The organism is Pseudaminobacter salicylatoxidans (genome assembly GCF_003148475.1).
In the GTDB taxonomy this organism is placed as follows: Bacteria; Pseudomonadota; Alphaproteobacteria; order Rhizobiales; family Rhizobiaceae; genus Pseudaminobacter; species Pseudaminobacter salicylatoxidans.
On sequence record NZ_QGGG01000004.1, the window covers coordinates 76,593 to 99,723 of the forward strand.

General features: G+C 64.3%; 23 protein-coding genes and 1 riboswitch. Of the genes, 13 read left to right on the top strand and 10 right to left on the bottom strand.

Annotation, left to right across the window (positions count from 1 at the left end):
• The first annotated feature begins 46 nt into the window (after positions 1–46).
• Positions 47–2,701, top strand: a complete 2,655-nt coding sequence (locus C7441_RS06935) for a TIGR02302 family protein (RefSeq protein WP_109612249.1) — start codon at positions 47–49, stop codon at positions 2,699–2,701.
• Between the two features lie 35 nt (positions 2,702–2,736).
• Here the strand turns inward: C7441_RS06935 and C7441_RS06940 are convergent, their stop codons facing one another.
• Together C7441_RS06940 and C7441_RS06945 are read right to left on the bottom strand one after the other, a co-directional pair.
• On the bottom strand, positions 2,737–3,354 hold the full coding sequence (locus C7441_RS06940; protein WP_019172244.1) for a glutathione S-transferase family protein: 618 nt from the start codon (positions 3,352–3,354) through the stop codon (positions 2,737–2,739).
• 68 nt (positions 3,355–3,422) lie between these two features.
• Complete coding sequence (locus tag C7441_RS06945; RefSeq protein ID WP_019172245.1) at positions 3,423–4,346, bottom strand: LysR substrate-binding domain-containing protein; 924 nt, start codon at positions 4,344–4,346, stop codon at positions 3,423–3,425.
• A 217-nt stretch (positions 4,347–4,563) separates the two neighbouring features.
• On the opposite strand from C7441_RS06945, the gene C7441_RS06950 reads away from it, so the two are divergent.
• Both C7441_RS06950 and C7441_RS06955 read left to right on the top strand, forming a co-directional pair.
• A complete protein-coding gene (locus tag C7441_RS06950) occupies positions 4,564–5,487 on the top strand; it encodes a DMT family transporter (protein WP_109612250.1) in 924 nt (307 codons plus the stop codon).
• A gap of 85 nt (positions 5,488–5,572) precedes the next feature.
• Positions 5,573–6,463, top strand: a complete 891-nt coding sequence (locus C7441_RS06955) for a lipid kinase (protein WP_109612251.1) — start codon at positions 5,573–5,575, stop codon at positions 6,461–6,463.
• Here C7441_RS06955 and C7441_RS06960 read toward each other — a convergent pair.
• The 3 genes from C7441_RS06960 to C7441_RS06970 are packed head-to-tail and all read right to left on the bottom strand — an operon-like array spanning position 6,447 to position 8,303.
• The gene (locus C7441_RS06960; protein ID WP_109612252.1) at positions 6,447–7,103 is read right to left on the bottom strand and encodes a glutathione S-transferase family protein; all 657 of its coding nucleotides are present in this window, start codon (positions 7,101–7,103) and stop codon (positions 6,447–6,449) included. The two genes, C7441_RS06955 and C7441_RS06960, sit on opposite strands and share 17 nt — an antisense overlap.
• Positions 7,104–7,111: 8 nt before the next feature.
• Positions 7,112–7,654 carry a hypoxanthine phosphoribosyltransferase gene (gene hpt, locus C7441_RS06965; protein ID WP_019172249.1) on the bottom strand — a complete coding sequence of 181 codons (543 nt, stop codon included), beginning with the start codon at positions 7,652–7,654 and terminating at the stop codon, positions 7,112–7,114.
• Between the two features lie 4 nt (positions 7,655–7,658).
• Entirely contained in the window at positions 7,659–8,303 is a 645-nt protein-coding gene (locus C7441_RS06970; RefSeq protein WP_109612253.1) for a hypothetical protein, read from the bottom strand.
• A 188-nt stretch (positions 8,304–8,491) separates the two neighbouring features.
• Here C7441_RS06970 and ftsE point away from each other — a divergent pair, with 188 nt between their 5' ends.
• The 4 genes from ftsE to C7441_RS06990 all read left to right on the top strand — a co-directional run bounded on the left by ftsE (position 8,492) and on the right by C7441_RS06990 (position 11,882).
• Positions 8,492–9,151, top strand: coding sequence for a cell division ATP-binding protein FtsE (ftsE, locus tag C7441_RS06975; protein ID WP_109612254.1), 660 nt, complete (start codon positions 8,492–8,494; stop codon positions 9,149–9,151).
• Positions 9,144–10,139, top strand: coding sequence for a cell division protein FtsX (locus C7441_RS06980; protein ID WP_019172252.1), 996 nt, complete (start codon positions 9,144–9,146; stop codon positions 10,137–10,139). Before ftsE ends, C7441_RS06980 begins: the two co-directional genes overlap by 8 nt.
• Positions 10,140–10,237: 98 nt before the next feature.
• Entirely contained in the window at positions 10,238–10,954 is a 717-nt protein-coding gene (locus C7441_RS06985) for a YdcF family protein (RefSeq protein WP_019172253.1), read from the top strand.
• A gap of 142 nt (positions 10,955–11,096) precedes the next feature.
• Complete coding sequence (locus C7441_RS06990) at positions 11,097–11,882, top strand: lysophospholipid acyltransferase family protein (protein WP_109612255.1); 786 nt, start codon at positions 11,097–11,099, stop codon at positions 11,880–11,882.
• Between the two features lie 150 nt (positions 11,883–12,032).
• Here C7441_RS06990 and C7441_RS06995 read toward each other — a convergent pair whose 3' ends face one another.
• Together C7441_RS06995 and C7441_RS07000 are read right to left on the bottom strand one after the other, a co-directional pair.
• Positions 12,033–12,983, bottom strand: coding sequence for an aldo/keto reductase (locus C7441_RS06995; protein ID WP_109612435.1), 951 nt, complete (start codon positions 12,981–12,983; stop codon positions 12,033–12,035).
• Positions 12,984–13,113: 130 nt separating this feature from the next.
• Positions 13,114–13,635 carry a gamma-glutamylcyclotransferase gene (locus tag C7441_RS07000; RefSeq protein ID WP_109612436.1) on the bottom strand — a complete coding sequence of 174 codons (522 nt, stop codon included), beginning with the start codon at positions 13,633–13,635 and terminating at the stop codon, positions 13,114–13,116.
• Between the two features lie 154 nt (positions 13,636–13,789).
• On the opposite strand from C7441_RS07000, the gene C7441_RS07005 reads away from it, so the two are divergent.
• Positions 13,790–14,776, top strand: a complete 987-nt coding sequence (locus tag C7441_RS07005; protein ID WP_109612437.1) for a DUF2125 domain-containing protein — start codon at positions 13,790–13,792, stop codon at positions 14,774–14,776.
• A 44-nt stretch (positions 14,777–14,820) separates the two neighbouring features.
• Here the strand turns inward: C7441_RS07005 and C7441_RS07010 are convergent, their stop codons facing one another.
• Positions 14,821–15,765 carry a prephenate/arogenate dehydrogenase family protein gene (locus tag C7441_RS07010; RefSeq protein ID WP_210205612.1) on the bottom strand — a complete coding sequence of 315 codons (945 nt, stop codon included), beginning with the start codon at positions 15,763–15,765 and terminating at the stop codon, positions 14,821–14,823.
• Between the two features lie 3 nt (positions 15,766–15,768).
• Positions 15,769–16,881 (bottom strand): histidinol-phosphate transaminase, encoded by a 1,113-nt coding sequence (gene hisC, locus C7441_RS07015; RefSeq protein ID WP_109612257.1) that lies wholly within the window; start codon positions 16,879–16,881, stop codon positions 15,769–15,771.
• 135 nt (positions 16,882–17,016) lie between these two features.
• Positions 17,017–17,095: riboswitch (SAM riboswitch) on the top strand.
• Between the two features lie 56 nt (positions 17,096–17,151).
• Here hisC and metA point away from each other — a divergent pair.
• On the top strand, positions 17,152–18,090 hold the full coding sequence (metA, locus tag C7441_RS07020; protein ID WP_109612258.1) for a homoserine O-acetyltransferase MetA: 939 nt from the start codon (positions 17,152–17,154) through the stop codon (positions 18,088–18,090).
• Between the two features lie 153 nt (positions 18,091–18,243).
• Here metA and C7441_RS07025 read toward each other — a convergent pair whose 3' ends face one another.
• A complete protein-coding gene (locus C7441_RS07025) occupies positions 18,244–18,546 on the bottom strand; it encodes a BolA family protein (protein ID WP_019172262.1) in 303 nt (100 codons plus the stop codon).
• A 156-nt stretch (positions 18,547–18,702) separates the two neighbouring features.
• Between C7441_RS07025 and C7441_RS07030 the strand changes: the two genes are divergently transcribed.
• The 4 genes from C7441_RS07030 (at position 18,703) to cobT (ending at position 22,691) form a co-directional block, all read left to right on the top strand.
• Positions 18,703–19,314: a J domain-containing protein gene (locus tag C7441_RS07030; protein WP_019172263.1), complete on the top strand. Its 612-nt coding sequence runs from the start codon at positions 18,703–18,705 to the stop codon at positions 19,312–19,314.
• Between the two features lie 119 nt (positions 19,315–19,433).
• A complete protein-coding gene (gene cobS, locus C7441_RS07035) occupies positions 19,434–20,420 on the top strand; it encodes a cobaltochelatase subunit CobS (protein WP_019172264.1) in 987 nt (328 codons plus the stop codon).
• 13 nt (positions 20,421–20,433) lie between these two features.
• On the top strand, positions 20,434–20,781 hold the full coding sequence (locus C7441_RS07040) for a GFA family protein (RefSeq protein ID WP_109612259.1): 348 nt from the start codon (positions 20,434–20,436) through the stop codon (positions 20,779–20,781).
• An 11-nt stretch (positions 20,782–20,792) separates the two neighbouring features.
• Positions 20,793–22,691, top strand: a complete 1,899-nt coding sequence (gene cobT, locus C7441_RS07045) for a cobaltochelatase subunit CobT (RefSeq protein WP_109612260.1) — start codon at positions 20,793–20,795, stop codon at positions 22,689–22,691.
• Positions 22,692–23,131 lie beyond the last annotated feature (440 nt).

Genomic DNA, 23,131 nt, shown 5'->3' on the forward strand with positions numbered 1-23,131 from the left:
TATCTTAAGCGGATAGGCTGCGCTCGTTGCGCACCTGGAAGGGTTGATGACGCAGACGCCGCAAAACATGAAAGGCAACAGCTTTGCCGGGCGCCTTGGTCGCGCCAGGGTGGCGACGCTTGCCGTCATGATGCTGGAACGCGGCTGGCCGCTGGTGCTGCCGCTTCTAGTGGTGATCAGCCTGTTCGTCAGCCTGTCGTGGCTCGGTGTGTTCCGCATCCTGCCAGAGCTTGCCCGTTTTGGCTTGCTCGGCCTGTTCCTGATCTCCACGCTGGGCGCGCTCTATCCGCTGCGCTTCTATCGCCAGCCCACGCCGGCGGAAATCGACCGCCGCATCGAAACCGCAAGCGAACTGCCGCACACGCCTGTGCTCGTGCAGACCGACCGCCCGAGCGGCGAGGCCGGCGCCTTCGCACAGGCGCTCTGGCGCGAACACCAGCGTCGCATGGCCGAAAAGCTTGCCGATGTGGGCAGCGACCTGCCGCATACCCGCGTTCCCGAACGCGATCCGTGGGCCCTGCGCGCGGCGGCGGCATTGCTTCTGGTGGTGGCCTTCGCCTTCTCGCAAAGCCCCTTCGGCGGGCGCATCGCCGACGCGTTCCGGCCGGGCACGGTCTTTGACAGCATCCCGCCGCGCATCGACGCCTGGGTGACGCCGCCGGCCTATACCGGCAAAGCGCCGCTGTTCCTCACCGCCGATGCCTCCGGCCGCGAGGCTACGCCCTTCACCGTGCCGCAGGGCAGCGAGGTTTCGCTGCGTGTCACCGGAGGCGCCGGTGACGAGACCCTGTCCTTCACCGACAGCTCCGGCAAAACGCATGAAATTCCGCTCCAGAATGCTCCCGGCACTACGCAGCAGCCCGCTTCGGCCGCAACGACTTCGGCCGGGTCGGCGCCGCGCCAGTTCGCCGGCAAGCTCGATGCCGATGGCGTGCTGTCGCTCGGCTCGGGCGGAAGCGAGTTGCGCAAATGGACCTTCTCGATCACCCCCGACGAGCCGCCGACAATCCGCTTTCTGGGTGAGCCGAAACGCGCGGGCAATGGTGCGCTGGAGCTGAACTACGAAATCCTCGACGATTATGGCGCCGCCTCCGCCAAGGCCGAGTTCGAGCTTGCCGACCCGCAGCCCACGGACGCGCATCCGCTCTACAAGGCGCCAGAACTTCCCCTGTCACTTCCCCGGCGCGGCGGCGACGGCAAGGTCAGGCTTTCGCGCGACCTCACCGGCCATCCCTGGGCGGGCAGCACCGTGCGTCTGACGCTGACGGCCACCGACGATGCGGGGCAAGAAGCCCGGAGCGAGACCAGGACATTCGCCCTGCCGGAACGGCCTTTCGCCAATCCGCTTGCGCGCGCGGTGGTGGAGCAGCGCCGCATTCTGTCGCTCGACGCCAACCGCAAGCCCCATGTGCTCGATCTCATCGACGCCATCACATTGCGCCCGGAAGACACCATCACCGATGTCGCCGCCTATCTCGGCCTGATGGCCGGCCGCACCAAGCTCAAGCTTGCGCAAAGCGACGACCAGTTGCGCGCCGTCGCCGACTATTTCTGGGAAATGGCCCTCGCCATCGAGGATGGCGCGCTGTCGACGGCCGAAAAGCGCCTTCGCCAGGCACAGGAAGCACTCAAGCAGGCGCTGCAGAACGGCGCCAGCGACGAGGAAATCGACCGGCTGATGAAGGAACTGCGTCAGGCGATGAACGATTTCCTGCGCGAATTCGCCGAGCGCGCCCAGCGTGACCCGAACATGGCCCGGCAGCAGATGCCGCAGGGCGCGCAGGAACTGCGCCAGAAGGACCTCGAGCGGCTGATGGACCAGATCGAGAATCTGGCGAAATCGGGCAACCGCGACCAGGCCGAGCAGCTTCTGTCGCAGTTGCAGGACATGATGAACAATCTGCAGGCCGGCCGCCAGCAGCAGCCGGGCCAGAACGGCCAGAGCGAGATGCGCCAGCAAATGGACAAGCTCGGCGACATCATGCGCCGTCAGCAGGAGATGATGAACGAAACCTTCCGCCTCGACCAGATGCAGCGCGGCGACCAGCAGGGCGACGAGTTCGGCGACTGGCAGGACGGCATGAGCGATCAGTTTCAGCAGTTCCAGGATGGCCAGCAAGGCGAGGGCCAACAGGGACGGCAGGGGCAACAAGGGCAGCATGGACAGCAGGGGCAAGGTCAGCAGGGCCAGGGCATGACGCCCGACGAACTGGCCGACGCCCTCAAGCAGCTTCAGCAGGGCCAGGGTCAGTTGCAGAAGGACCTGCAGGGACTGACCAGGAGCCTGGAAGGCCTCGGCATCCAGCCGGGTCAGGGCTTCGGCGAGGCCGGAGACGCGATGGGCCAGGCGGAGGGCGCGCTCGGCGATGGTGATGGCAACCGCGCCGTCGGCCAGCAGGGCCGCGCGCTGGAAGCCCTGCGCCGGGGTGCGCAGGACATGATGAAGCAGATGCAGCAGGCCATGGAAGGCGATGAGGGCAATGGCGGCCCCAACGGCCGGCAGCAAGGCGCCAATCGCGATCCGCTCGGCCGTCCGCAGGGGACGACCGGCCCGGACTTCGGCAATTCGGTCAAGGTTCCGGACGAAATCGACGTCCAGCGCGCGCGCCAGATTCTCGACGCCATCCGCAAGCGCCTCGGCAACGCGCTGAGCCCGGAACTCGAAAAGCGCTATCTGGAACGCCTGCTCGAAATGCGCTGAGCCGGGCGGCCGAGGCAGCGTCGCCCGCTGCGGCTTTACCCGGCCATGCTCTGCGCCAGTTCGGCATCGAGCGCCATCGCCCGCTGATAGGCTGGCCGCGCCTGCAGCCGTTCGAGATAGGCCTTGAATGAAGGTTTTTCGGGCAGCACCTTGAGTATATTGATTGCGTAGTGAACGCCGCTGCCGATCTGCGTGTCGGCCGAGGTGAAGCGATCGCCGGCGATATAGGGCCGGGACGACAGGGCTCGGTCGAGATTTGCAAGCAGCTCCTCGAAGGAGCCGTAGGAATAGCCGCCACCCATGAAATCCATGCCATGCGCCTTGGCCGCCACGACGGGATCGAACACCGAGTCGGCATAGACCAGCCATGTCAGCCACGCCGCGCGGGCCTTGTCACCGATTGCGGGCGCCAGCCCGGCTTGCGCAAACGCATCCGACAGATAGATCGAGATCGCCGCACGCTCGGTCACGATCGTGCCGTCATGGTCGATGGCCGGCACCTTCTTGTTGGGCTGGATGGTGCGATAGCTTTCCGGCACCCCGCCGGATGCCCGGATGTTGACCAGTTCCAGTTCGTAGGGCTCGCCCAGTTCCTCCAGAAGCCAGCGCACGCCGAACGAACGCGTCCAGGGCATGTGATAGAATTTGATCATGGCATTCCTCTCCGCTTGTCGCAGCGACGGTAGCAGCCCTCTCCTGACAGCCATCTGTCAGGAGCTTGTCAGGATACGGGAAAAAGCGCCCGATCGTCTTCCGATGGCGGCACCGTCACCACCAGCCGTGAATAGAAGGCTTCGCGGATCGCCTCGGCCATGCCCTTGATCGCCTCGCTGTGTGCGCCCGGCGCGCGATGAAGCACGACGTTGGAGGCATCGATGTCGCCAAAGCCTTCGGCTGCCGTCAGCTCCCGGCAATCCGGCGGGATGTTGGAGCGCGACACCGGCGCAATCGCCAGGCCGGAGGCGACCGCGAGCTTCAGGCCGCCGGTGGTGTCGCTGGTGTAGGCGACGCGATAGGCATGGCCGCGCTCATCCAGCGATCGCAGCGCGAAATCCTTGCCCCAGCCATCACGGTCATAGAGCGCCACCGGCAACGGGGTTTCCTCATGCTGCCGATGCAGTTCCGACGTCACCCACACCGTGGGGTCGCGCATCAGCACTTCGCCGTTTGAAAAATCCTTCCATTCGAACACCACGGCCAAATCCAGCTCGCCTGCCTCCAGAGCCGCCATCTGCGAGGCGGAATGGGCGTAGCGGACGGTGATCTCCACCTTGGGATGCAGCTTGGAGAAAGTGCCGAGCGCGCGCGACAGGATGGAGTAGCTGTATTCCTCGGGAATGCCGATCCGCACCGGGCCGTCCAGCGGCTTGGCGGTGAGCGAGGCAACGGTTTCATCTATCAGCGACACGATGCGGCGCGCATTGATGATCAGATCCTGCCCGCGCTGCGTCAGGGAAACTCCCCGCGAGCCACGCTCGAACAGCGTGTCTCCGACCATGTCCTCCAGCCGCCTGATCTGCATCGAAACGGCCGACTGGGTGCGCCCCACCTGCTCGGCGGCGCGGGTGAAATTGCCGGTCTGCGCCACGGCCACGAAGGTTCGCAGAAGGTCGCTGTCGAGATGGATGGTCATTGCCTGTGCCATAAGAAATCCTAATGGCAGGCATCATTCCAATTCGCTTGAAACATGTCAATCAACTGACGATATTGCCATCCGAGACCGAGATGCGAGCGAGGCGCGGCTGATTCGGCCACGCTTATCGGGGCAAAAAGTCCTCACTCACCCGCTGTCCCAAGGACTGCGGGTTCTTTTTGTTCTGACCCCCGCTGCGGCGGGCGTTTTGGGGTGTGTAGAGGCGAAAATGCACAACCGTATCCTCGCCGGCGTCGTCAGCCTGTGCCTCGGCATCATGATCTTTTCCTTGCAGGACCCGCTCATCAAGGCGGTTTCGGGCCGTTACCCGGTCATGGAGGTGATGGCGATCCGCTCCGTTGTGGCGCTGCCCATCCTGCTGCTTATCGTACATCGCGACGTCGGGCTTGCCGCTCTTGTTTCACGCAGTTTCGGCCTGCTCACGCTGCGGGCATTGACCTTGTTTTCGTCCTACACGGCCTATTATCTGGCACTTGCCGCGCTGCCGATGGCCAATGCCATCGCGCTCTACTTCATGGCGCCGCTGTTCATCATGGTGCTGGCCGGACCTTATCTGGGCGAGCGTGTTTCCTGGCAGAGCTTCGCCGCCGTGTCGGTCGGCCTGGTCGGCGTGCTGGTGATGCTGCGGCCCGGCGGCGATGTGTTCGAATGGGCGGCACTTCTGTCCCTGTTATCGGCGGGACTGTACGGTTTTGCGCAGATGACGGCCCGCAAGCTCGGCACGACCGAATCGCCTACCGTCATGAGCTTCTACCAGAACGGCATCTATCTGCTCGGCGCCCTCGTCACCGCCGGCATCTTCGCCGTGTCGAACCCTGGCGACTTCGCCCATCCCAGCCTGCGCTTCCTGACGCGGAGCTGGGTGTGGCCCGACACCGGCGACTTCCTCATGATGGCCTCGTGCGGGGTCATCGCTTCAGCCGGCATGATCCTGCTGTCGCAGGCCTACCGGCTGGCCCCGGCAAACATCGTCGCGACATTCGAATACAGCGGCATATTGTGGACGCCACTCTGGGGTTTCCTGTTCTTCGCCGAAGTGCCGCATGCCGCGACCATCTTCGGCGCCGCGCTCATTGTCGGCGCAGGCATCTTTGCACTGAACGGAAGGGCCGGCGGCCGGGTCGCGGCCTGAGACAAACCGCGCCTGCCCTTTAAATGCCGGTATCGCACACTATCTGGCGCAGACCTGCCCGGCTCCAACAGACAAAGGGTTGCCCTTGCCGAAATCCAAGCCGTCCCGGCGCGCGCTGCTGATCGTCAATCCCAAGGCCCGCCGTGGCACAGGCTCCATCGCCGCCGCCGTGAACGTGATGTCCAGAGGCGGCATGACGGTTATCGAGGAGCGGGCGAGCGGGAACGAAACGCTCTCCGACCTCATTCGCCGCCGCGCGCCCGACTTCGACCTGGTGGTGCTCGGCGGCGGTGACGGCACGCTGAACATAGCCGCTGCCGGCCTCGTCGATGCCGGCCTGCCGCTTGGCGTGCTGCCGCTCGGCACGGCCAACGATTTCGCGCGCACGGTCGGCATTCCGCCCGATCCGGTGAAGGCCGCCAGCCTCATCGTCATCGGCGCGCTGTCGCCCATAGACCTCGGCGAGGTCAACGGCCATCTGTTCTTCAACGTCGCCAGCATCGGCTTCAGCGCCGAGCTTGCCGCCGACCTGACCCAGCAGGCCAAGAAGCGCTGGGGCAAGCTGGGCTATGCCATCGTCGCGGCGCGGCTGCTGGCACGCTCGCAGCTCTTCAGCGCCTATCTCGATCATGACGGGACGACCGAGAAGATCAGGACCATGCAGGTTTCGGTCGGCAACGGGCGCCACTATGGCGGCGGCATGACGGTCGAGGAAAGCGCCACCGCCGATGACGGCATGCTCGACTTCTACAGCCTGGAGGTCGACCATTGGTGGCGGCTCCTGGCGCTGTTGCCGAGCCTGCGCAAAGGCACGCATGGGCGCTGGGACGATGTGCGCGCCTTCCGCACCACGGAAGTGACGATCCGCACCAGCAAGCCGAGGCCGGTGAATACCGACGGCGAACTTATCACCACCACCCCGGCGCATTTCCGCATTCGCCCGCAGGCGCTTCAGGTGTTTACGCCGAAGAGCTGATCGGGCCCGGCAATCCGGGCTCCGTCCGCCCGAAGGAGTCGCGACTGCGCATGGCCTGCCACCAGCCATGCAATTTGGGGAATGCGCGCAATTCGGCCGCGCCTTCCTGGGCCGCGGTGAAACAGGCCACCATCGCGCCCACATGCAGGTCCGCGAGGCTGAGCCTGTCGCCGACCAGAAAGTCGCCGCCTGCCGCCAGGTCTTCCAGCGCCGCCAGCACGCGGCGCGAGCCCCGAAGCCCTTCGGCCAGAACGGCTTCGTCCGGAGCCAGACCCGAAGCCACGTTGAAAACGCGCTGCGTGAAAACCTGCCTCACCATCGGCCAATAGCCGTAGCTGTCGGCAATGGCGATCATCTGGTTCATGCGCGCCCGCCGGCGTGCGTCCGAAGGCTGGAGCGGTTCGCCCGGAAAGGCTTCATCCACGTAGCGTATTATCGCCGTCGTTTCGTAGAGAGCAAAACCGTCATGGACGAGGGTCGGCACCCGGCCGAACGGATGCAAGGCCAGATAATCCGCCGGGATCGTCTCCGCGAACGGATCGACCTCCACATGATCCCACGAGACGCCCTTCTCGACGAGCGCCAGCCGGGCGATGCGCAGATAGACACTGTAGCGGTAGCCATGCAGCGTCACGCTCATGGCGCGCGTCAGGCGTCGCCCGTCACGACACCCACGAAGGGCAGTTCGCGAAAGGCGTGTGCCACGTCCATGCCATAGCCGACCACGAAGGAATCGGGGCAGTCGAAGCCGACATAATCGGCATTGAGCGAGGTCTGGCGGCGCATGCGCTTGTCGAGCAGCACGGCAAGCGAACAGCTCTTGGCGCCGCGCGACAGCATGAGATCGCGCGCGTAGGACAGCGTCTTGCCCGATTCGAGAATGTCGTCGATCAGCAGCACGTCGCGGCCCTTCACCTCGTTGTCGATGTCGCGCAGCACGCGCACTTCGCCGCTGGTGGTGCCCGAACCATAGCTGGAGATGAAGATGAACTCGACTTCCGGCGACAGCCCGACATCATGCATGGCGCGGATCAGATCGGCCGCGAAGATGAACGACCCCTTCAACACCGAGATGACCAGAAGGTCGGTATAATCGCGCGAGGCGATCTCCTTGGCCAGTTCCAGGTTTCGGCGCGCAATCGCCGAGGCACTAAACAGAACTTCGATATCCTTGCCGCGGACAACCGGCATCGTCTTACTCTCCAAACGCGACCTTGACGGCCTTTACGCCGTTCTTAGGTACCGCAAGGCGCGACGAAAAGGCAAATCTGCCGCCCGGCGCCAGGGGTTCCTGCGATGTCCCCAGCTTGTAGAACGTAACGCGTCCGTCCTCGCCGGTCACGTTGATTTCCAGCCCCGGCAGCGGCACGGCCAGCACGCCATGATTGGTCGCCTCGCCATCGACGAACAGCACCGGCCGGCCGGAGGTTATTTCGACGCGCGACCTGATGCCGGAAAGGCTCAAGCCTTCGGCCGGGCCGGCAGCGGAAAACGGCAACTGCCGCACCCATGCATGTCCGCCCGACACCCAGAACGCCGTGAAGGCGAGGCTTGCGCCGAATATCCAGAAGGCCGGACCGGCGCGGCACCCGAAGGACCGCGCTTTCTGCCGCTTTTTCTCCCCGTTCCGGTGCAGCATCGTCATGCCTGTGGCGGCCGATGACTGGATTGCGGGAATGAAGGCCGCAGGCAGCACCGGCATGGGCTGGGCACACGCCGAAACGATTTCGAAATCGGCTTCGACGATGCCGGCGTCCATCGCCTGCCGCGACGCCGCGCCTTCGCGCACGGCGGTCAGAATCTCGCCGGAAACCGGGCGCGCGGTGCGACCGTCTGCCATAGCCGATGGGCGTCCTCTCGAAGCTATCCGGATTCCAGAGCTAAGCGGAATTGGTTAATGCTTCTCCCCGTGCAGCGAATCAGGTCCGCTTTTCGAGTGAATTTTAACCAACCGTTAACCATCTCGCCCGAAGCTCGTTTCGAGCAATCGGGCCGCCACGCGACCCTGAACATGCAAGGTTTCCGCAATTGATTCGCTTCGAGAATGTCGGCCTGCGCTACGGAATGGGTCCGGAGATCCTGCGCGACATCTCCCTGCACATTCCGCAAAGCTCATTCCAGTTCCTGAGCGGCCCGTCCGGCGCGGGCAAGACGACACTGCTGCGCCTGCTGTTCCTGTCGCTCAAGCCCACGCGCGGGCTCATCACCGTCTTCGGCAAGGACCGTTCCAGCATCACCCGGCAGGAGCTACCGCTGCTGCGCCGGCGCATCGGCGTCGTGTTCCAGGACTTCCGCCTGCTCGACCACATGACCACCTACGAGAACGTGGCGCTGCCCTTGCGCGTGCGCGGGCGCGAGGAGGCAAGCTACCGCAGCGACGTCACCGAGCTTTTGAAATGGGTCGGGCTGGGCGACCGCATGCATGTTCTGCCGCCGGTGCTTTCAGGCGGCGAAAAGCAGCGCGCGGCGATTGCCCGCGCCCTGATCGAGCAGCCGCAGATCCTGCTGGCCGACGAGCCGACCGGCAATGTCGATCCGCCGCTGGCGCGCCGCCTGCTGCGGCTCTTCATCGAATTGAACCGGCTGGGCACGGCGGTGGTGATCGCCACCCACGACCTCGCACTGATGGATCAGGTCGATGCGCGCCGCCTCATCCTCGCCAATGGAAGGCTCGACATCTATGACTGAGCCCCATGGCGACGAAACCTATGATCATGTCGTGCCGGTGACGCAGGCCGCGCCGCGCGCCCGCGTGGAGAGGCGGGTTGCGCCGATCGTGCCCCCGGCCAACATCGCCGGCCGCGCACTGGTCTTCGTCATCGCCATCATGACTTTCCTCTCCTGCCTCACGCTCGGCGCCGTCACGCTGGTGCGCGACACCGCCTCCGTGTGGCAGAACCAGATCGCCCGTGAGGCCACCATTCAGGTCAAGCCCGTCGAGGGCGTCGATATGGACGCCTCTCTGGAGAAGGCCGCCCGCATCGCCAGCCAGTTCAGCGGCGTGCGCGGCGTCAAGATCGTGGATCGGGCGGCAACCGCGCGCCTGCTCGAACCATGGCTGGGCTCGGGCCTCGACATAGACGAATTGCCGGTGCCGCGGCTGGTCATCGTCACCATCGACCAGGACAATCCGCCCGATTTCAACGGCATGCGCCAGCTCCTGCAGCCGGAAGTGCCGGGGGTGTCGCTGGACGACCACCGCACCTGGGTGGACCGGCTGGTCGCCATGGCCCACACCACGGTGACGCTCGGCATGGCCGTGCTGGTGCTGATGCTGTCGGCCACCGTGCTGACGGTGGTGTTCGCCACGCGCGGCGCCATGGCCGGCAACGGCCACATCATCGAGGTGCTGCACTATGTCGGCGCGGAAGCCAGGTTCATCGCCCGCGAGTTCCGCCGGCATTTCCTGCTCATCGGCATGAAGGGTGCTGCCGCCGGCGGTGCCGCCGCGATGGTGGTGTTCGTGCTGTTCTGGTGGTGGTCCTCGCGCAATCTGGCAACGCCGCAGGCCGACCAGGCAACCGCCCTGTTCGGGAATTTCTCCATTGGCGCGGCCGGCTATGCGGGCGCCGCCCTCGTCGTCGCGCTGATCGGCGTGCTTACCGCGGCCACGTCGCATGTAACCGTGGTAACCTATCTGAACGACATCGATGTCAGCCATCATGAGGGGCTGTGACATGGGTCATGAAAAAGCCTCACGAAGCGCTTCCAGATGTAACGCAATGTGCGGAGACGCCCTGTGCATCCCCGCCCGACACGGATTACCATGCCGCCATGACTGAGCTTGAAGTCAGGGATGCCGGCAACGGCGCGAGGGAGGGATTTCTGACAGTCAGGCGCTCGCGCCTCGGCAAGGTCCTGCGCGCCTCGATTTTCGGCATCCTCGGGCTCGGCGTCACCTTCGCCGTCGGCTTCGGCCTGTTTGCCGACTATATCAGCCGCCTCACCACGCCGCCCAATCCGCCGGCGGCCGACGCCATCATCGTGCTGACCGGCGGACAGGCACGCATCGATGCCGCCGTCCACCTGCTGAAATCGGGCAAGGGCAAGCGGCTGCTGATCAGCGGCGTCAACCCCGTTGCCAGCCGCAAGTCGTTGCAGCGTGCGACCGGCGGCGACAACGCGCTGTTCAGTTGCTGCGTGGACATCGACCGCGCGGCGCTGGACACGATCGGCAATGCCGAGGAAAGCGCCAAATGGGTTCGCACCCATGACTATTCGAGCGTGATCCTGGTCACCAACAACTATCACATGCCGCGCAGCCTGCTGGAAATGAGCCGCCTGATCGACGAGGTCGAGGTGCAGCCCTATCCGGTCGTCAACAGCCGCATCGACGGCGGCACGCTGATGACCAACAAGGCGGCGCTGCGGGTGATGCTGACCGAATACACGAAATATCTCGGCGCGCTGGCCAGAGCCGTGGTGCCGCTGCGCTCCACGCCGGACGGCACGATCATGGTGGACGCCACCACCACGGCGACCACCAGATAAAGCCGCCGCGCCGGTTCAGGCTCGATCGCGGCCGGATTTGCGCATACGCGGCGCGCAGCGTTTCGCGCCCGGAATCATACGCTACGGTTTTCCTTTCGCGGTTGTTGGTGTAACCAGCCCTGACACTGTTCTCGGGCCGCTCATGACCGCAATCCGCTCACTTGCCTTCAACTTCGTCTTTTACGCCAACCTGATCGTCCAGATGATCTTCTGGACGCCGTTCTATTTCCTGGTGTCGCGCGAACGCGCCTGGATCGTTCCGAAATTCTGGGCCCGCTCCAGCCTGTGGCTGCAGGAGAAGATCGCCGGCACCAGAAGCGAGATAACCGGACAGGAAAACCTGCCGGAAGGCTCCTACATCATCGCCCCGAAGCACCAGTCCTTCTGGGATACGTTTTCGTTCCTGCCCGACATTCCCGATGCGCTCTACATCCTGAAGCGCGAACTGACCTGGATTCCCGTCTTCGGCTGGTACATCGCCAAGATGCGCATGATCCCGGTCGACCGCGGCAGCCGCTCCAAGGCGCTGCGCATGGCGGTGGCCGCCACCAAGGCCGAACTGGCGCGAAACAGCCGCCAGCTCATCATCTATCCGGAAGGCACACGCCGCCCGCCGGGTGCCGAACCGGCCTACAAATGGGGCATCGTGGAGCTCTACACCCAGCTCAACCTGCCGGTCGTGCCGGTGGCGCATGTAGCGGGGCTCTATTGGCCGCGCCGCAAATTCATGCGCTATCCGGGAACGATCAAGGCGCGCTTCCTGCCGCCAATCCCGCCGGGGCTGGGCAAGGAAGAATTCATGAAGCGGCTGATTGCCGAAACCGAAGCCGCCTGCGACGAGCTGCTGATCGAGTCGGTCCGCACCGACAGACCCGCGCTTCCGCCCACCGCCGCCGCGCGGCTGAAGGAACTGGGCGCGAAAGCATGATCCCGAAAAGTTGCAGGCTTTCGGGATCATGCTTCAAGAACAAAACCTGGAATGAGATGACGATTCAAAGGAAAGTCATCTCGTAGGTCTGAAGGCGGAGCCCGGTCCCGGCATGACCGGAACGGGGCTGTCGCTTTTCTGCAAGCCAGCTCAGATCGCGCTGGCCTTGTCCAGTTGCACAATGTCGGCCGCGTCGAGCTTCAGTTCAGCCGCGCGGATCAGGCTGTCCACCTGCGCGAGCGAGGTGGCGCTGGCTATCGGCGCGGTGACGCCGGGGCGCGCAATGATCCACGCCAGCGCGACTTCTGCAGGCCTGGCCCCGTGCCGGGCCGAAACCGCATCGAGCGCCGCCAGAATACGCATTCCGCGAGGATTGAGGTATTTCTTCACCGCTTCGCCGCGCGCGCTTTTGCCGAGATCGGCTTCGCTGCGATACTTGCCCGAAAGGAAGCCGCTGGCGAGACCGTAATAGTTGATGACGCCGATGTCCTCGGCCATGCACAGGTCGCGCAACGGCCCGTCGAAGGCGGCGCGGCCGTAGAGATTGTATTCCGGCTGCAGCACGTCGTAGCGCGGCAGTCCCTTCTCCTTTGCAACCTTGAGCGCCGCGCCAAGCTGTCCGGCGTCGAGGTTGGAGGCGCCGACATGGCGCACCTTGCCCTGCTCGATCAGCTTCCGATAGGCGTCGAGCGTTTCCTCATAGGGCGTCGTCTCGTCCGGCCAGTGCGACAGGTAGAGGTCGATGAAATCGCTCTGCAGCCGCTTCAGCGAGGCTTCGACGGCGCGCATGATATAGGCGGCGGACAAATCCCGCTTGCCCTGCCCCATGTCGGAGCCGACCTTGGTGACGACGACGATCCTGTCGCGATTGCCGCGCGCCTTCATCCATTTGCCGATGATGGTTTCGGATTCGCCGCCTGAATTGCCCGGCGCCCAGCGCGAATAGACATCGGCCGTGTCGATGGCGTTGAAGCCCGCATCCGCGAACCGGTCGAGCAGATCGAAGGAGGTTTTCTCGTCGGCCGTCCAGCCGAAGACATTGCCGCCGAAAACCAGCGGCGCGATTTCAAGGCTGGTGCGGCCCAGACGACGCTTCTGCAAAATCCTGTCTCCCATCAATTCCAATATGCGTTTGCACCCGCGACCCGCGCGGACATTTGCTCAGGCTATGTCAGGACATGAGCCGATCAAACCCGAACGATTGAATATCCACCTCACAAGATCGCGAGGCTCACGCCGGCCCCAATCTCCCGGCCACGCGCTCCAGCCAGTGATCGCGAATGCCGAGCGCCTCCAGATGCTGAAGCGTGTTGAGGACATATTCCTCGTTGCGGCCGGACTGGCCGGTCGCACCGGAAACGATTCGCGCGGCCTCCGCTTCATCGAGATTTCCGGCATATTGCGTATGATTGCGGTCGACCACGTAGCAGATCGCCTCGACCGTCTTGCCCGCATCGAGGCGAATCAGGCGGGTGCGTTCGAGATAGACATGGGTGACGAGTTCGCGGGCGCGCAGATAGCCCACCACCTCGTCATGCAGGTCGCCGGGCACGCGAAACGCCAGCCCCACGCAGGAGCCGCCCCGGTCGAGCCCCAGCACCAGCCCCGGCCTTTCGGGGGTTCCGCGATGGACGTGGGAACGCACGCAAAGCGACCGGCGATAGCCGTACAGGCGCGCGCGCTGCGTCTCCACATGCGCGAAACCGGGGCGCCAAATCAGCGAACCATAGCCAAAAACCCAAAAATCGCCCATATCGCCAAGCCAACTCCGCTTGCGGTGCGCATGCCGCCGGGCCATGGGTAAAGGATCATTGCAAAAAGGGGAAACCGGTTTTTTGCCGGAAAGACCGCCCGACAGGAAAAATCGTCCCAGGTTCACCGACCTCGTGAAAGGATCGCCGGAAAAAATGTCGACTGACGCCAGCCGCAAGCCGAACTACAACCGCCGCTTCCTCTGGTTGGCGCTTTTCATCGTCGTCCTGTTCGGCGGCTACAGCGCCGGCTGGTTCTATCTTGCCGGGAAGCTCGAGAACGAGGCCAGGGCCAATATCGCCAATCTCAACCGCAATGGCGTGGTGGCCGAATGCACCAATGTCTCGGCCCGCGGCTTTCCGTTCCGGCTCGGCCTGTTCTGCGACCGCATCTATTTCGAGGATGCCAGGCAGGGGGTGAGCATCGCGACCGGCAGTTTCCGCTCGGTGGGGCAGATCTACGACCCCAGGCATCTCGTCGGCGAGCTTGACGGCCCCGCGCGGATCGATGTCCCGCAAATCCAGCCGCTTGCGCTGGACTGGGGCAATCTGCGCGCCAGCGTGCGGCTGGCGCAGCCGCTGCCGCAGCGCCTTTCGGTCGAAGGCAAGGAGCTTCATGCCCGCACGGTGACAGGCACCGAACTCGCCACCATCAAGACTTTCGAAAGCCATATGCGCCCGAACGGCGCGAATATCGATCTGGCGAGCAGTTTTTCGGACCTGACGCTCGATCCGTCCGTGGTCGGCGGGCGCACGGTGCCGCCGCTGTCGGGCCAGAGCGACATCACCGTCAACAACGGCGTCCAGCTCATCAACGAGCGCGTGCAAAGCCTGCGCGGCCAGTCCGGCACGATCCGCATGCTGGACCTCTCGACCGGCGAAAGCACCGGGCTTTCGCTGACCGGCACCTTCTCGGTGGCGCAGGACGGGCTGCTGGATGCCGACCTGCGGGTCACGGTGCGCGACCCGCAGGGCATGGCGACCTCGCTCGGCAACGCCATCCCCGAACTGCGCAAGCAGATACAGCAGGGTTTCATGGCGCTCGCCATCCTCGGCGACTCGCCCTCGATGCCGCTGAAGATCTCGCGCGGCAAGGCCACGCTCGGCTTCATCAAGCTCGGCCGCCTACCGCCCTTGCAATAGGCCGAAGGGGCATCGGAGGTCGATGCCCCGCAGGCATTCCGGCCTCAGCCCTTCGCCAGCTTTTCCGGATGCGCGGCGACCTGACGGCCGAAGTCGGGCGCGTCGACCTCCTGGCCGGCGTCGATGATCGAGCGCCGGATGGTGCGCGTGCGCGTGAACAGGTCGAACAGCTTTTCACCGTCGCCCCAGCGGATCGCCCTTTGCAGCGAGGCGAGGTCTTCCGAGAACCGCGCCAGCATTTCCAGGATCGCGTCCTTGTTGTGCAGGCACACGTCGCGCCACATCGTCGGATCGGAAGCCGCCAGACGCGTGAAATCGCGAAAGCCGGACGCCGAATATTTGATGACCTCGGATTTTGTCACCTGCTGCAGATCGTCGGCGGTGCCGACGATGTTGTAGGCGATGATATGCGGCAGGTGCGAGACGATGGCCAGCACCATGTCGTGGTGGTCGGGGTCCATCGTGTCGATGTTGGAGCCGCAACGGCGCCAGAACTGCGACAATTTTTCCAGCGCATCGGGATCGGTGTCCGGCAGCGGCGTGAAGATGCACCAGCGGTTTTCGAACAGTTCGGCAAAGCCGGCATCGGGGCCGGACTTTTCCGTGCCCGCCAGCGGGTGGCCCGGAATGAAGTGCACGCCTTCCGGCACATGCGGCTTCATCTGCGCGATGACGGAGCCCTTGGTGGAACCGACATCGGTGAGGATGGCGCCGGGCTTCAGCGCCGGCGCAATCTCCTCGGCGACCGCGCCGGAGGAGCCGACCGGCACCGAGACGATGACGAGATCGGCACCCTTCACCGCCTCCGCGGCGCTGGTGGAGTAGGACGAGCCGAGCCCGAGTTCCTCGGCGCGCTTCAGCGTATCGAGGCTGCGGGTGGCGATCGCGATATGGCCTGCAAGGCCTTCACGGCGGATGACCCGCGCCAGCGACGACCCGATCAGGCCGATGCCGACGAGGGCGATCTTCTCAAACATTGGAACGGACATTTTCTAACTTTTCAAAAACTCGGTAAGTGCGGCGACTACGCCGCGATTGGCTTCTTCGGTTCCGACTGTCATCCGCAGCGCGTTGGGAAAACCGTAGCCTGCAACGCGCCGCAGGATATAGCCGCGCGCCGTGAGATAGTCGTCGGCCGCTGCCGCCGAGTGTTTGCCGTCGTCCGGAAAGTGGATGAGGATGAAATTGCCGACGCTGGGCGTGACGCGCAGGCCGAGGCCGGTCAGTTCGTCAGAGAGCCAGGACAGCCACTTGTCGTTATGCGCCACGGTGCGCTCGACATGGGCGCGGTCGCGCATGGCGGCCACGCCGGCTTCGATCGCCATGGCGTTGACATTGAAGGGCCCGCGCACGCGGTTCAGCGCGTCCACGATGTGGGCCGGCGCATAGGCCCAGCCGATGCGCGCGCCGCCAAGGCCGTGGATCTTGGAGAAAGTGCGGGTCATGACCACGTTCTGCGAGGTCGAGACGAGCTCGATGCCGGACTCGTAGTCGTTGCGACGCACATATTCGGCATAGGCGGCATCGAGCACCAGAAGCACGTGTCCGGGCAGCGCCGCATGCAGGCGGCGCACTTCCTCGTAAGGAATGTAGGTGCCGGTCGGGTTGTTCGGATTGGCGAGGAAGACGATCTTCGTCTTGTCCGTCACCGCCGCGAGAATGGCGTCCACATCGGCCTTCTCGTCGGTCTCCCTGGCAACCACCGGCACGCCGCCAGCCGCCTGGATGTAGATGCGGTAGACGAGGAAGCCGTGCTCGGTGAAGACGCCCTCGTCCCCCGGCTGCAGGAAGGTCTGCGCCAGAAGGCCGATGATCTCGTCCGAACCGTTCGAGCAGACGATATTGGCCGGGTTCAGGCCATAGACCTCGCCGATCGCCTCGCGCAGCCTCGTGGCGGCGCCATCGGGGTAGAATTCCATATACGTGGCTGCCTCGCGCACGGCCTCGATCGCCGCGGGCGAAGCGCCGAGCGGGTTTTCGTTCGACGACAGCTTGTGCACCTTGGCGACGCCTGCCGGCGCGCCGCTCTTGCCGGGCACATAGGCGGCGATGTCCATGATGCCGGGTTTGGGCTGCGGGCGGCTCACGTCATTCGCGTTCGTCATGGCTGAAAACTATCCGACTTTGCTGGACTGTAGGGACGCGAGGGAAATACTAGCCATGGCCGGGGTTGTCGAGGAAAAGCTTTTGGTCCTGACTTGAGGTGATTGACGCGGGCCCGACACGGACGTAAAAAGTGCTCTACGTTCCGTGGTGATTTGGCCGGTCGGCTTGCAGCCACGTTAAACAAGTCGCTAAAGGGACCGATGACGATAAATTCGTTGGGACCGGTCGCGATTTCGCCGCCGGTCTTTTTTTGTTTTGGAGCTTGTGTGATGCCGATCAAGATTCCCGATCAGCTCCCCGCCCGCGAGGTGCTTGTACGCGAAGGCGTATCCGTGATGGACGAGCAGACGGCGCTGCGCCAGGACATTCGTCCGCTGCAGATCGGGCTCCTGAACCTCATGCCCAACAAGATCCGCACGGAAACGCAGTTCGCGCGGCTGATCGGCGCCTCGCCGCTCCAGGTCGAGCTGACGCTGGTGCGCATCGGCAACCACAAGGCCAAGAACACGCCCGAGGAACACCTCATCTCCTTCTACCAGACCTGGGAGGAGGTGCGGGACCGCAAGTTCGACGGCTTCATCGTCACCGGCGCGCCTGTCGAGCTCCTGCCCTTCGAGGATGTCACCTATTGGGACGAGCTGGAGCGCATCTTCGACTGGACCGCCACGAACGTCCATTCCTCCTTCTTCATCTGCTGGGGGGCGATGGCGGCTGCCTGGCATTTCCATCGCATCCCCAAATACACGCTGGACAAGAAGGCTTTCGGCGTCTTCCGCCACCGCAACCACGCGCCCGCCTCGCCTTTCCTCGCGGGTTTTTCGGACGATTTCGCCATTCCGGTCTCGCGCTGGACGGAGGTGCGCGGCTCCGACATCCCCACGGGATCGGAGTTGAACATGCTCATGGAATCGGACGTGACCGGCCCCTGCCTGCTGGCCGAAACGACCGGCAACCGGCTCTATATGTTCAACCACATCGAATATGATTCCACCTCGCTCAAGGAGGAATACGATCGCGACGTGGCCGCCGGTGCGGCAATCGAGGTGCCGCACGAATATTATCCCGACGACGATCCGGCTCGCCGGCCGCTGAACCGCTGGCGCTCGCATGCCCATCTGCTGTTCGGCAACTGGATCAACCAGGTCTACCAGACCACGCCTTACGACCTCGAGGCCGTCGGAAAGTCGCTGCCGGCAGACGTGGCCTAGAGCTTTTTGCAGCCAGGCGGAATCGTCTGGCGTCGCACAAATGCGGCCGGGAAAACCAAGCTGGGCAGCAAAACAGCGTTCGCACAACGCCCGCTGTCCTGGCATCCGCCGCGAGGGCTGGCGCCGGTCTTCGGCGGCGGCCTGCCGCGCTTGTTACCAGCGTGTCTTTTCGCCGGGAGCGGCCGGCTCGATGGCCAGCGCATGCACGCCCGCCTTCAACTCGTCGGAAAGCAGCGCATTGACGGAGCGGTGCCGGTCGATGCGGCTCATGCCCTCGAAGGCGCCCGAAACGATGCGCACGCGAAAATGCGTCTCGCCGGTGCCGTCATATGTCACGTGATGGCCGGATTCCTCGTGATGATGCCCGGCGTGAAGGTGGCTTTCGTTGATGACCTCGAGCCGTTCGGGCGCGTAAGCTTCTTTCAGCTTGGTTTCCATCGTGGTTTTTATGGACATGGCCGTCTCCTTTGCCCACATATGGGGTGCTCACGCAAACGCTGCGCGGACCTGCGGGTCGATCGATCACTCTTTCCCGATTCAGCGGGTTAGGAGGATCAATGCTGAAATGTCAATTCTTGTTTCGGGGGGAGGATTTCCCCTAAATGAGCTGAAATGAAACCCTATCCGAAATATTTCGACAAAATCCGCGTGCGCCCAGATCCGCAGGCCGAGGCGAAGGCGCAGGCACCGGCGTGCCAATGGGATGGCTGCAACGAGCCCGGCACCCATCGCGCGCCCGTTGGGCGGATGCGCGAGGGCGAGTATTTCCGTTTCTGCTTCGACCATGTGCGCGAATACAACAAGGGCTTCAACTATTTCTCCGGCGTGCCCGACAGCGAGATCGCCCGCTACCAGAAGGAAGCGCTGACCGGGCATCGCCCGACCTGGACCATGGGCACCAATGCCAGCCTGCGCTCGTCGCCCGACATGGCGCAGCACCGTTCGGGGCGCGCCGGCTACTACCGCAACGTCCGCGATCCGTTCAACATGTTCGGGGGCGGCAACGCCGCGCCGCGCGAGCGCAAGGCCAAGCCCCTTGAGGCCAAGGCGCTGGAAACGCTTGGCCTTACCACAAAGGCGACTGGCGCAGACATCAAGGCGCGCTATAAGGAACTCGTGAAACGCCACCATCCCGATGCGAATGGTGGAGACAGGGGTTCGGAAGATCGATTCCGCGATGTGCTGCAGGCCTATCGCGTGCTCAAGCAAGCTGGCTTGTGTTGAGCGTCAGGTTCGGATGGGCTTTTCGCAATGGCTTTCGCCAGGAGACAAAAAGCTCTAAGACCGCTCCCGGACAAAGATAGGATGACGGCGGATGATATGCTTCCGCGCGTGGAGATGTGATGAATAAAGTCGACCGCGACATCGCAAACCTGCCCGACACGACCGTATCGGTGAAAGAAAAGTTCGGCTTCGAATCCAGGATGGTCGTGCCGGCCTATTCGGCGACCACCGAGCATGTGCCGGACATCGACCCGGATTACCTGTTCGACCAGCAGACCACCATGGCCATCCTTGCAGGCTTTGCCTACAACCGCCGCGTCATGGTCTCGGGCTATCACGGCACCGGCAAGTCGACCCATATCGAGCAGGTCGCCGCGCGCCTCAACTGGCCTTGCGTGCGCGTCAACCTCGACAGCCATGTCAGCCGTATCGACCTCGTGGGCAAGGACGCCATCGTGGTCAAGGAAGGCCAGCAGGTCACCGAGTTCAAGGACGGCATCCTGCCCTGGGCCTATCAGCACAATGTCGCGCTGGTGTTCGACGAATACGACGCCGGCCGCCCGGACGTGATGTTCGTGATCCAGCGCGTGCTGGAATCTTCCGGCCGCCTGACGCTGCTCGACCAGAGCCGCGTCATCCGCCCGCATCCGGCCTTCCGCCTGTTCGCCACCGCCAACACGGTGGGCCTGGGCGACACCACCGGCCTCTACCACGGCACGCAGCAGATCAACCAGGCACAGATGGACCGCTGGTCGATCGTGACCACGCTGAACTATCTGCCGCACGACAACGAAGTGGCGATCGTGCTGGCCAAGTCGAAGCACTACCGCAACGAGAAGGGCCGCGAGATCGTCAACAAGATGGTGCGCGTGGCCGACATGACGCGCTCGGCCTTCATCAATGGCGACCTGTCGACCGTGATGAGCCCGCGCACGGTCATCACCTGGTCGGAAAACGCCGAGATCTTCGACAATGTCGGCATGGCCTTCCGCCTGACCTTCCTGAACAAGTGCGACGAGCTCGAACGCCCGATCGTGGCCGAGTTCTATCAGCGCGCCTTCGGTGAGGACCTGCCGGAATCCTCGGCCAACGTCGTTCTGGGGTAAACAGGAGGAACAGGTGACCTATCACGGCGGCTGCCATTGCGGAAAAGTTCGCTTCCACGTTGACGTGGACCTTTCCAACCCGATCACCTGCAACTGCTCTTACTGTTCCAGGCGTGGAAGCATCCTTGCCTTCACGCCTGCCGAAAGCTTCTCGCTGACCAGCGGAGGCGATGATCTCGTGGATTATCGGTTCAACTCGAAAACGATCGAGCATCTCTTCTGCGGCACATGCGGCATGGAATCTTTCGCGCGCGGCGCTATGCCGGACGGCACAAGAATGGTGGCGGTGAACGTCCGCTGCCTCGATGAAGTTGATCTCGACGCTGTCAAACCGCAACAGGTGGACGGCCGCTCGCGCTGACAGGTAATCACATGGCAGGACCCGGCGACAACACACGCGGCAAGCCGCGCACAGGCGGCGACACGGACGCCTTCAAGCGGGCGGTCACCGTCTGCATGCGCGCCATTTCCGGCGACAACGAGCTTGAAGTCGCCTTCGCCAAGGATCGGCCTGCGCTCGCCGGCCAGCGCGCGCGGCTGCCCGAACTGCCCAAGAAGGCAAGCGCTGCCGACATCGCCGTGACCCGCGGCCTGGGCGACTCCATGGCGCTGCGCAAGGCCTGTCACGACAACCGTATCCACGCAAGGCTCGCCCCCGAAGGCAAGCATGCGCGCGCCGTGTTCGACGCGGTGGAACAGGCGCGCGTGGAAGCGATCGGCAGCCGGGCTCTGACCGGCGTGGGCGACAACATCGCCCACATGCTCGAGGACAAGTACACCAAGGCCAACCTCGCCGATGTGCGCGAGCAGGCCGACGCACCGCTGGAAGAGGCGGTGGCGCTGCTGGTGCGCGAAAAGCTCACCGGCCGTCCCGTGCCCAAGAGCGGCGAGAAGCTGGTTTCGCTGTGGCGCGACTGGATCGAGGACAAGGCCGGCCCCGAGTTCGATGATCTCGCCAACAAGCTCGATGACCAGCAGGCCTTTGCCCGCGTCGTGCGCGACATGCTCGCCTCCATGGACATGGCCGAGGAACTGGGCGACGAGGAGCAATCAGAGGAAAACGAGGAAGACAGCGAGGACCAGCCCGAGACCGGCGAGAACAGCGAGGAAGGCGATCAGGACGATTCCGGCGCCGAGCAGTCGCAACCGCAGGAATCCGAGGCCTCCGCCGAGGAAGACCAGAGCGGCGAGATGGAAGCCTCCGACGCCACCTCCGAGGAGATGGCGGATGATGAGGATGCCGATGCCGAGACGCCGGGCGAAGCCCGCCGCAAGGATGATCCCTTCACCAATCTTCCGCGCGAGATCGACTACAAGGTCTACACCACCGCCTTCGACGAGACGGTGGGCGCCGAGGAACTGTGCGACGAAGAGGAACTCGACCGGCTGCGCGCCTTCCTCGACAAGCAGCTCGTCAACCTGCAGGGCGTGGTGGGGCGGCTCGCCAACCGGCTGCAGCGCCGCCTGATGGCGCAGCAGAACCGCTCCTGGGATTTCGATCTCGAAGAGGGCTATCTCGATCCCGCGCGCCTGTCGCGCGTCATCATCGACCCGATGCAGCCGCTCTCCTTCAAGCAGGAGCGCGACACGCAGTTCCGCGACACGGTGGTGACGCTGGTGCTCGACAATTCGGGCTCCATGCGCGGTCGCCCGATCACGGTCGCGGCGACCTGCGCCGACATTCTGGCGCGCACGCTGGAGCGCTGCGGCGTTTCGGTCGAAATCCTCGGCTTCACCACCCGCGCCTGGAAGGGCGGACAGGCCCGTGAGAAATGGCTGAAGGACGGCAAGCCGGCCAGTCCCGGCCGCCTCAACGACCTGCGCCACATCATCTACAAGAGCGCCGACACGCCCTGGCGGCGTGCACGGCGCAATCTCGGCCTGATGATGCGCGAGGGCCTGCTGAAGGAGAATATCGACGGCGAAGCGCTGCTGTGGGCGCATCAGCGCCTGATCGGCCGACCCGAACAGCGCAAGATCCTGATGATGATCTCGGATGGTGCGCCGGTGGACGACTCCACCCTGTCGGTCAATCCGGGCAACTATCTGGAGCGCCATCTGCGCGCGGTGATCGAGCTGATCGAGACGCGCTCGCCAGTCGAGCTTCTGGCCATCGGCATCGGCCACGACGTGACGCGCTACTATCGCCGCGCCGTCACCATCGTGGACGCCGAGGAACTGGCGGGCGCTATGACCGAACAGCTCGCCTCGCTGTTTGCCGAGGAGTCCCAGCGCGACACCCGCCGCGGCGGCCTGCGGCGGGCTTCATGAGGCTGGCCGAGCCAGAGCATTTTGCAACCAGACCGAAGCGTCTGGCGTCGCGCAAATGCGGCTAGGAAAACCAGGCTGGGGCAGCGGAACCGCGCTCGTCGGAACGCCCGCTGCCCTGGCGACAGCAGACAGCCCTCACTCCGCCTTCCTGCGTTCGGCAGCTCTCTCCCATTTGAGCGGAGGGAAGTGCCCACGCTCTACAGTGCAGCGACCTTCTGAAGTCACCCCCACCCCTGCCCCTCCCCTCAAGGGGGATGGGAACTTTGCTGCATGCCCGGCCCCACGCCGACGTCCATCGTTTTGGGCAGCGGTAATGGCAAAATCGTCTTCCCCCTCCCCCTTGTGGGGAGGAGTCAGGGGTGGGGATAAAAGGCCACACAAACCCGTCAAAGCATTCCTATGCGACAGCGCTTGCAAGGCAGCGGCGTTCGCACGCTCCC

Excerpts from the sequence above, each read along its gene's own strand:
- C7441_RS06935 (WP_109612249.1), top strand. The coding sequence starts at position 47 with ATGACGCAGACGCCGCAAAACATGAAAGGCAACAGCTTTGCCGGGCGC.
- C7441_RS06940 (WP_019172244.1), bottom strand. The coding sequence starts at position 3,354 with ATGATCAAATTCTATCACATGCCCTGGACGCGTTCGTTCGGCGTGCGC.
- C7441_RS06945 (WP_019172245.1), bottom strand. The coding sequence starts at position 4,346 with ATGGCACAGGCAATGACCATCCATCTCGACAGCGACCTTCTGCGAACC.
- C7441_RS06950 (WP_109612250.1), top strand. The coding sequence starts at position 4,564 with ATGCACAACCGTATCCTCGCCGGCGTCGTCAGCCTGTGCCTCGGCATC.
- C7441_RS06960 (WP_109612252.1), bottom strand. The coding sequence starts at position 7,103 with ATGAGCGTGACGCTGCATGGCTACCGCTACAGTGTCTATCTGCGCATC.
- hpt (WP_019172249.1), bottom strand. The coding sequence starts at position 7,654 with ATGCCGGTTGTCCGCGGCAAGGATATCGAAGTTCTGTTTAGTGCCTCG.
- C7441_RS06970 (WP_109612253.1), bottom strand. The coding sequence starts at position 8,303 with ATGGCAGACGGTCGCACCGCGCGCCCGGTTTCCGGCGAGATTCTGACC.
- C7441_RS06980 (WP_019172252.1), top strand. The coding sequence starts at position 9,144 with ATGACTGAGCCCCATGGCGACGAAACCTATGATCATGTCGTGCCGGTG.
- C7441_RS06985 (WP_019172253.1), top strand. The coding sequence starts at position 10,238 with ATGACTGAGCTTGAAGTCAGGGATGCCGGCAACGGCGCGAGGGAGGGA.
- C7441_RS06990 (WP_109612255.1), top strand. The coding sequence starts at position 11,097 with ATGACCGCAATCCGCTCACTTGCCTTCAACTTCGTCTTTTACGCCAAC.
- C7441_RS07000 (WP_109612436.1), bottom strand. The coding sequence starts at position 13,635 with ATGGGCGATTTTTGGGTTTTTGGCTATGGTTCGCTGATTTGGCGCCCC.
- C7441_RS07005 (WP_109612437.1), top strand. The coding sequence starts at position 13,790 with ATGTCGACTGACGCCAGCCGCAAGCCGAACTACAACCGCCGCTTCCTC.
- C7441_RS07010 (WP_210205612.1), bottom strand. The coding sequence starts at position 15,765 with ATGTCCGTTCCAATGTTTGAGAAGATCGCCCTCGTCGGCATCGGCCTG.
- hisC (WP_109612257.1), bottom strand. The coding sequence starts at position 16,881 with ATGACGAACGCGAATGACGTGAGCCGCCCGCAGCCCAAACCCGGCATC.
- metA (WP_109612258.1), top strand. The coding sequence starts at position 17,152 with ATGCCGATCAAGATTCCCGATCAGCTCCCCGCCCGCGAGGTGCTTGTA.
- C7441_RS07025 (WP_019172262.1), bottom strand. The coding sequence starts at position 18,546 with ATGTCCATAAAAACCACGATGGAAACCAAGCTGAAAGAAGCTTACGCG.
- C7441_RS07030 (WP_019172263.1), top strand. The coding sequence starts at position 18,703 with ATGAAACCCTATCCGAAATATTTCGACAAAATCCGCGTGCGCCCAGAT.
- cobS (WP_019172264.1), top strand. The coding sequence starts at position 19,434 with ATGAATAAAGTCGACCGCGACATCGCAAACCTGCCCGACACGACCGTA.
- cobT (WP_109612260.1), top strand. The coding sequence starts at position 20,793 with ATGGCAGGACCCGGCGACAACACACGCGGCAAGCCGCGCACAGGCGGC.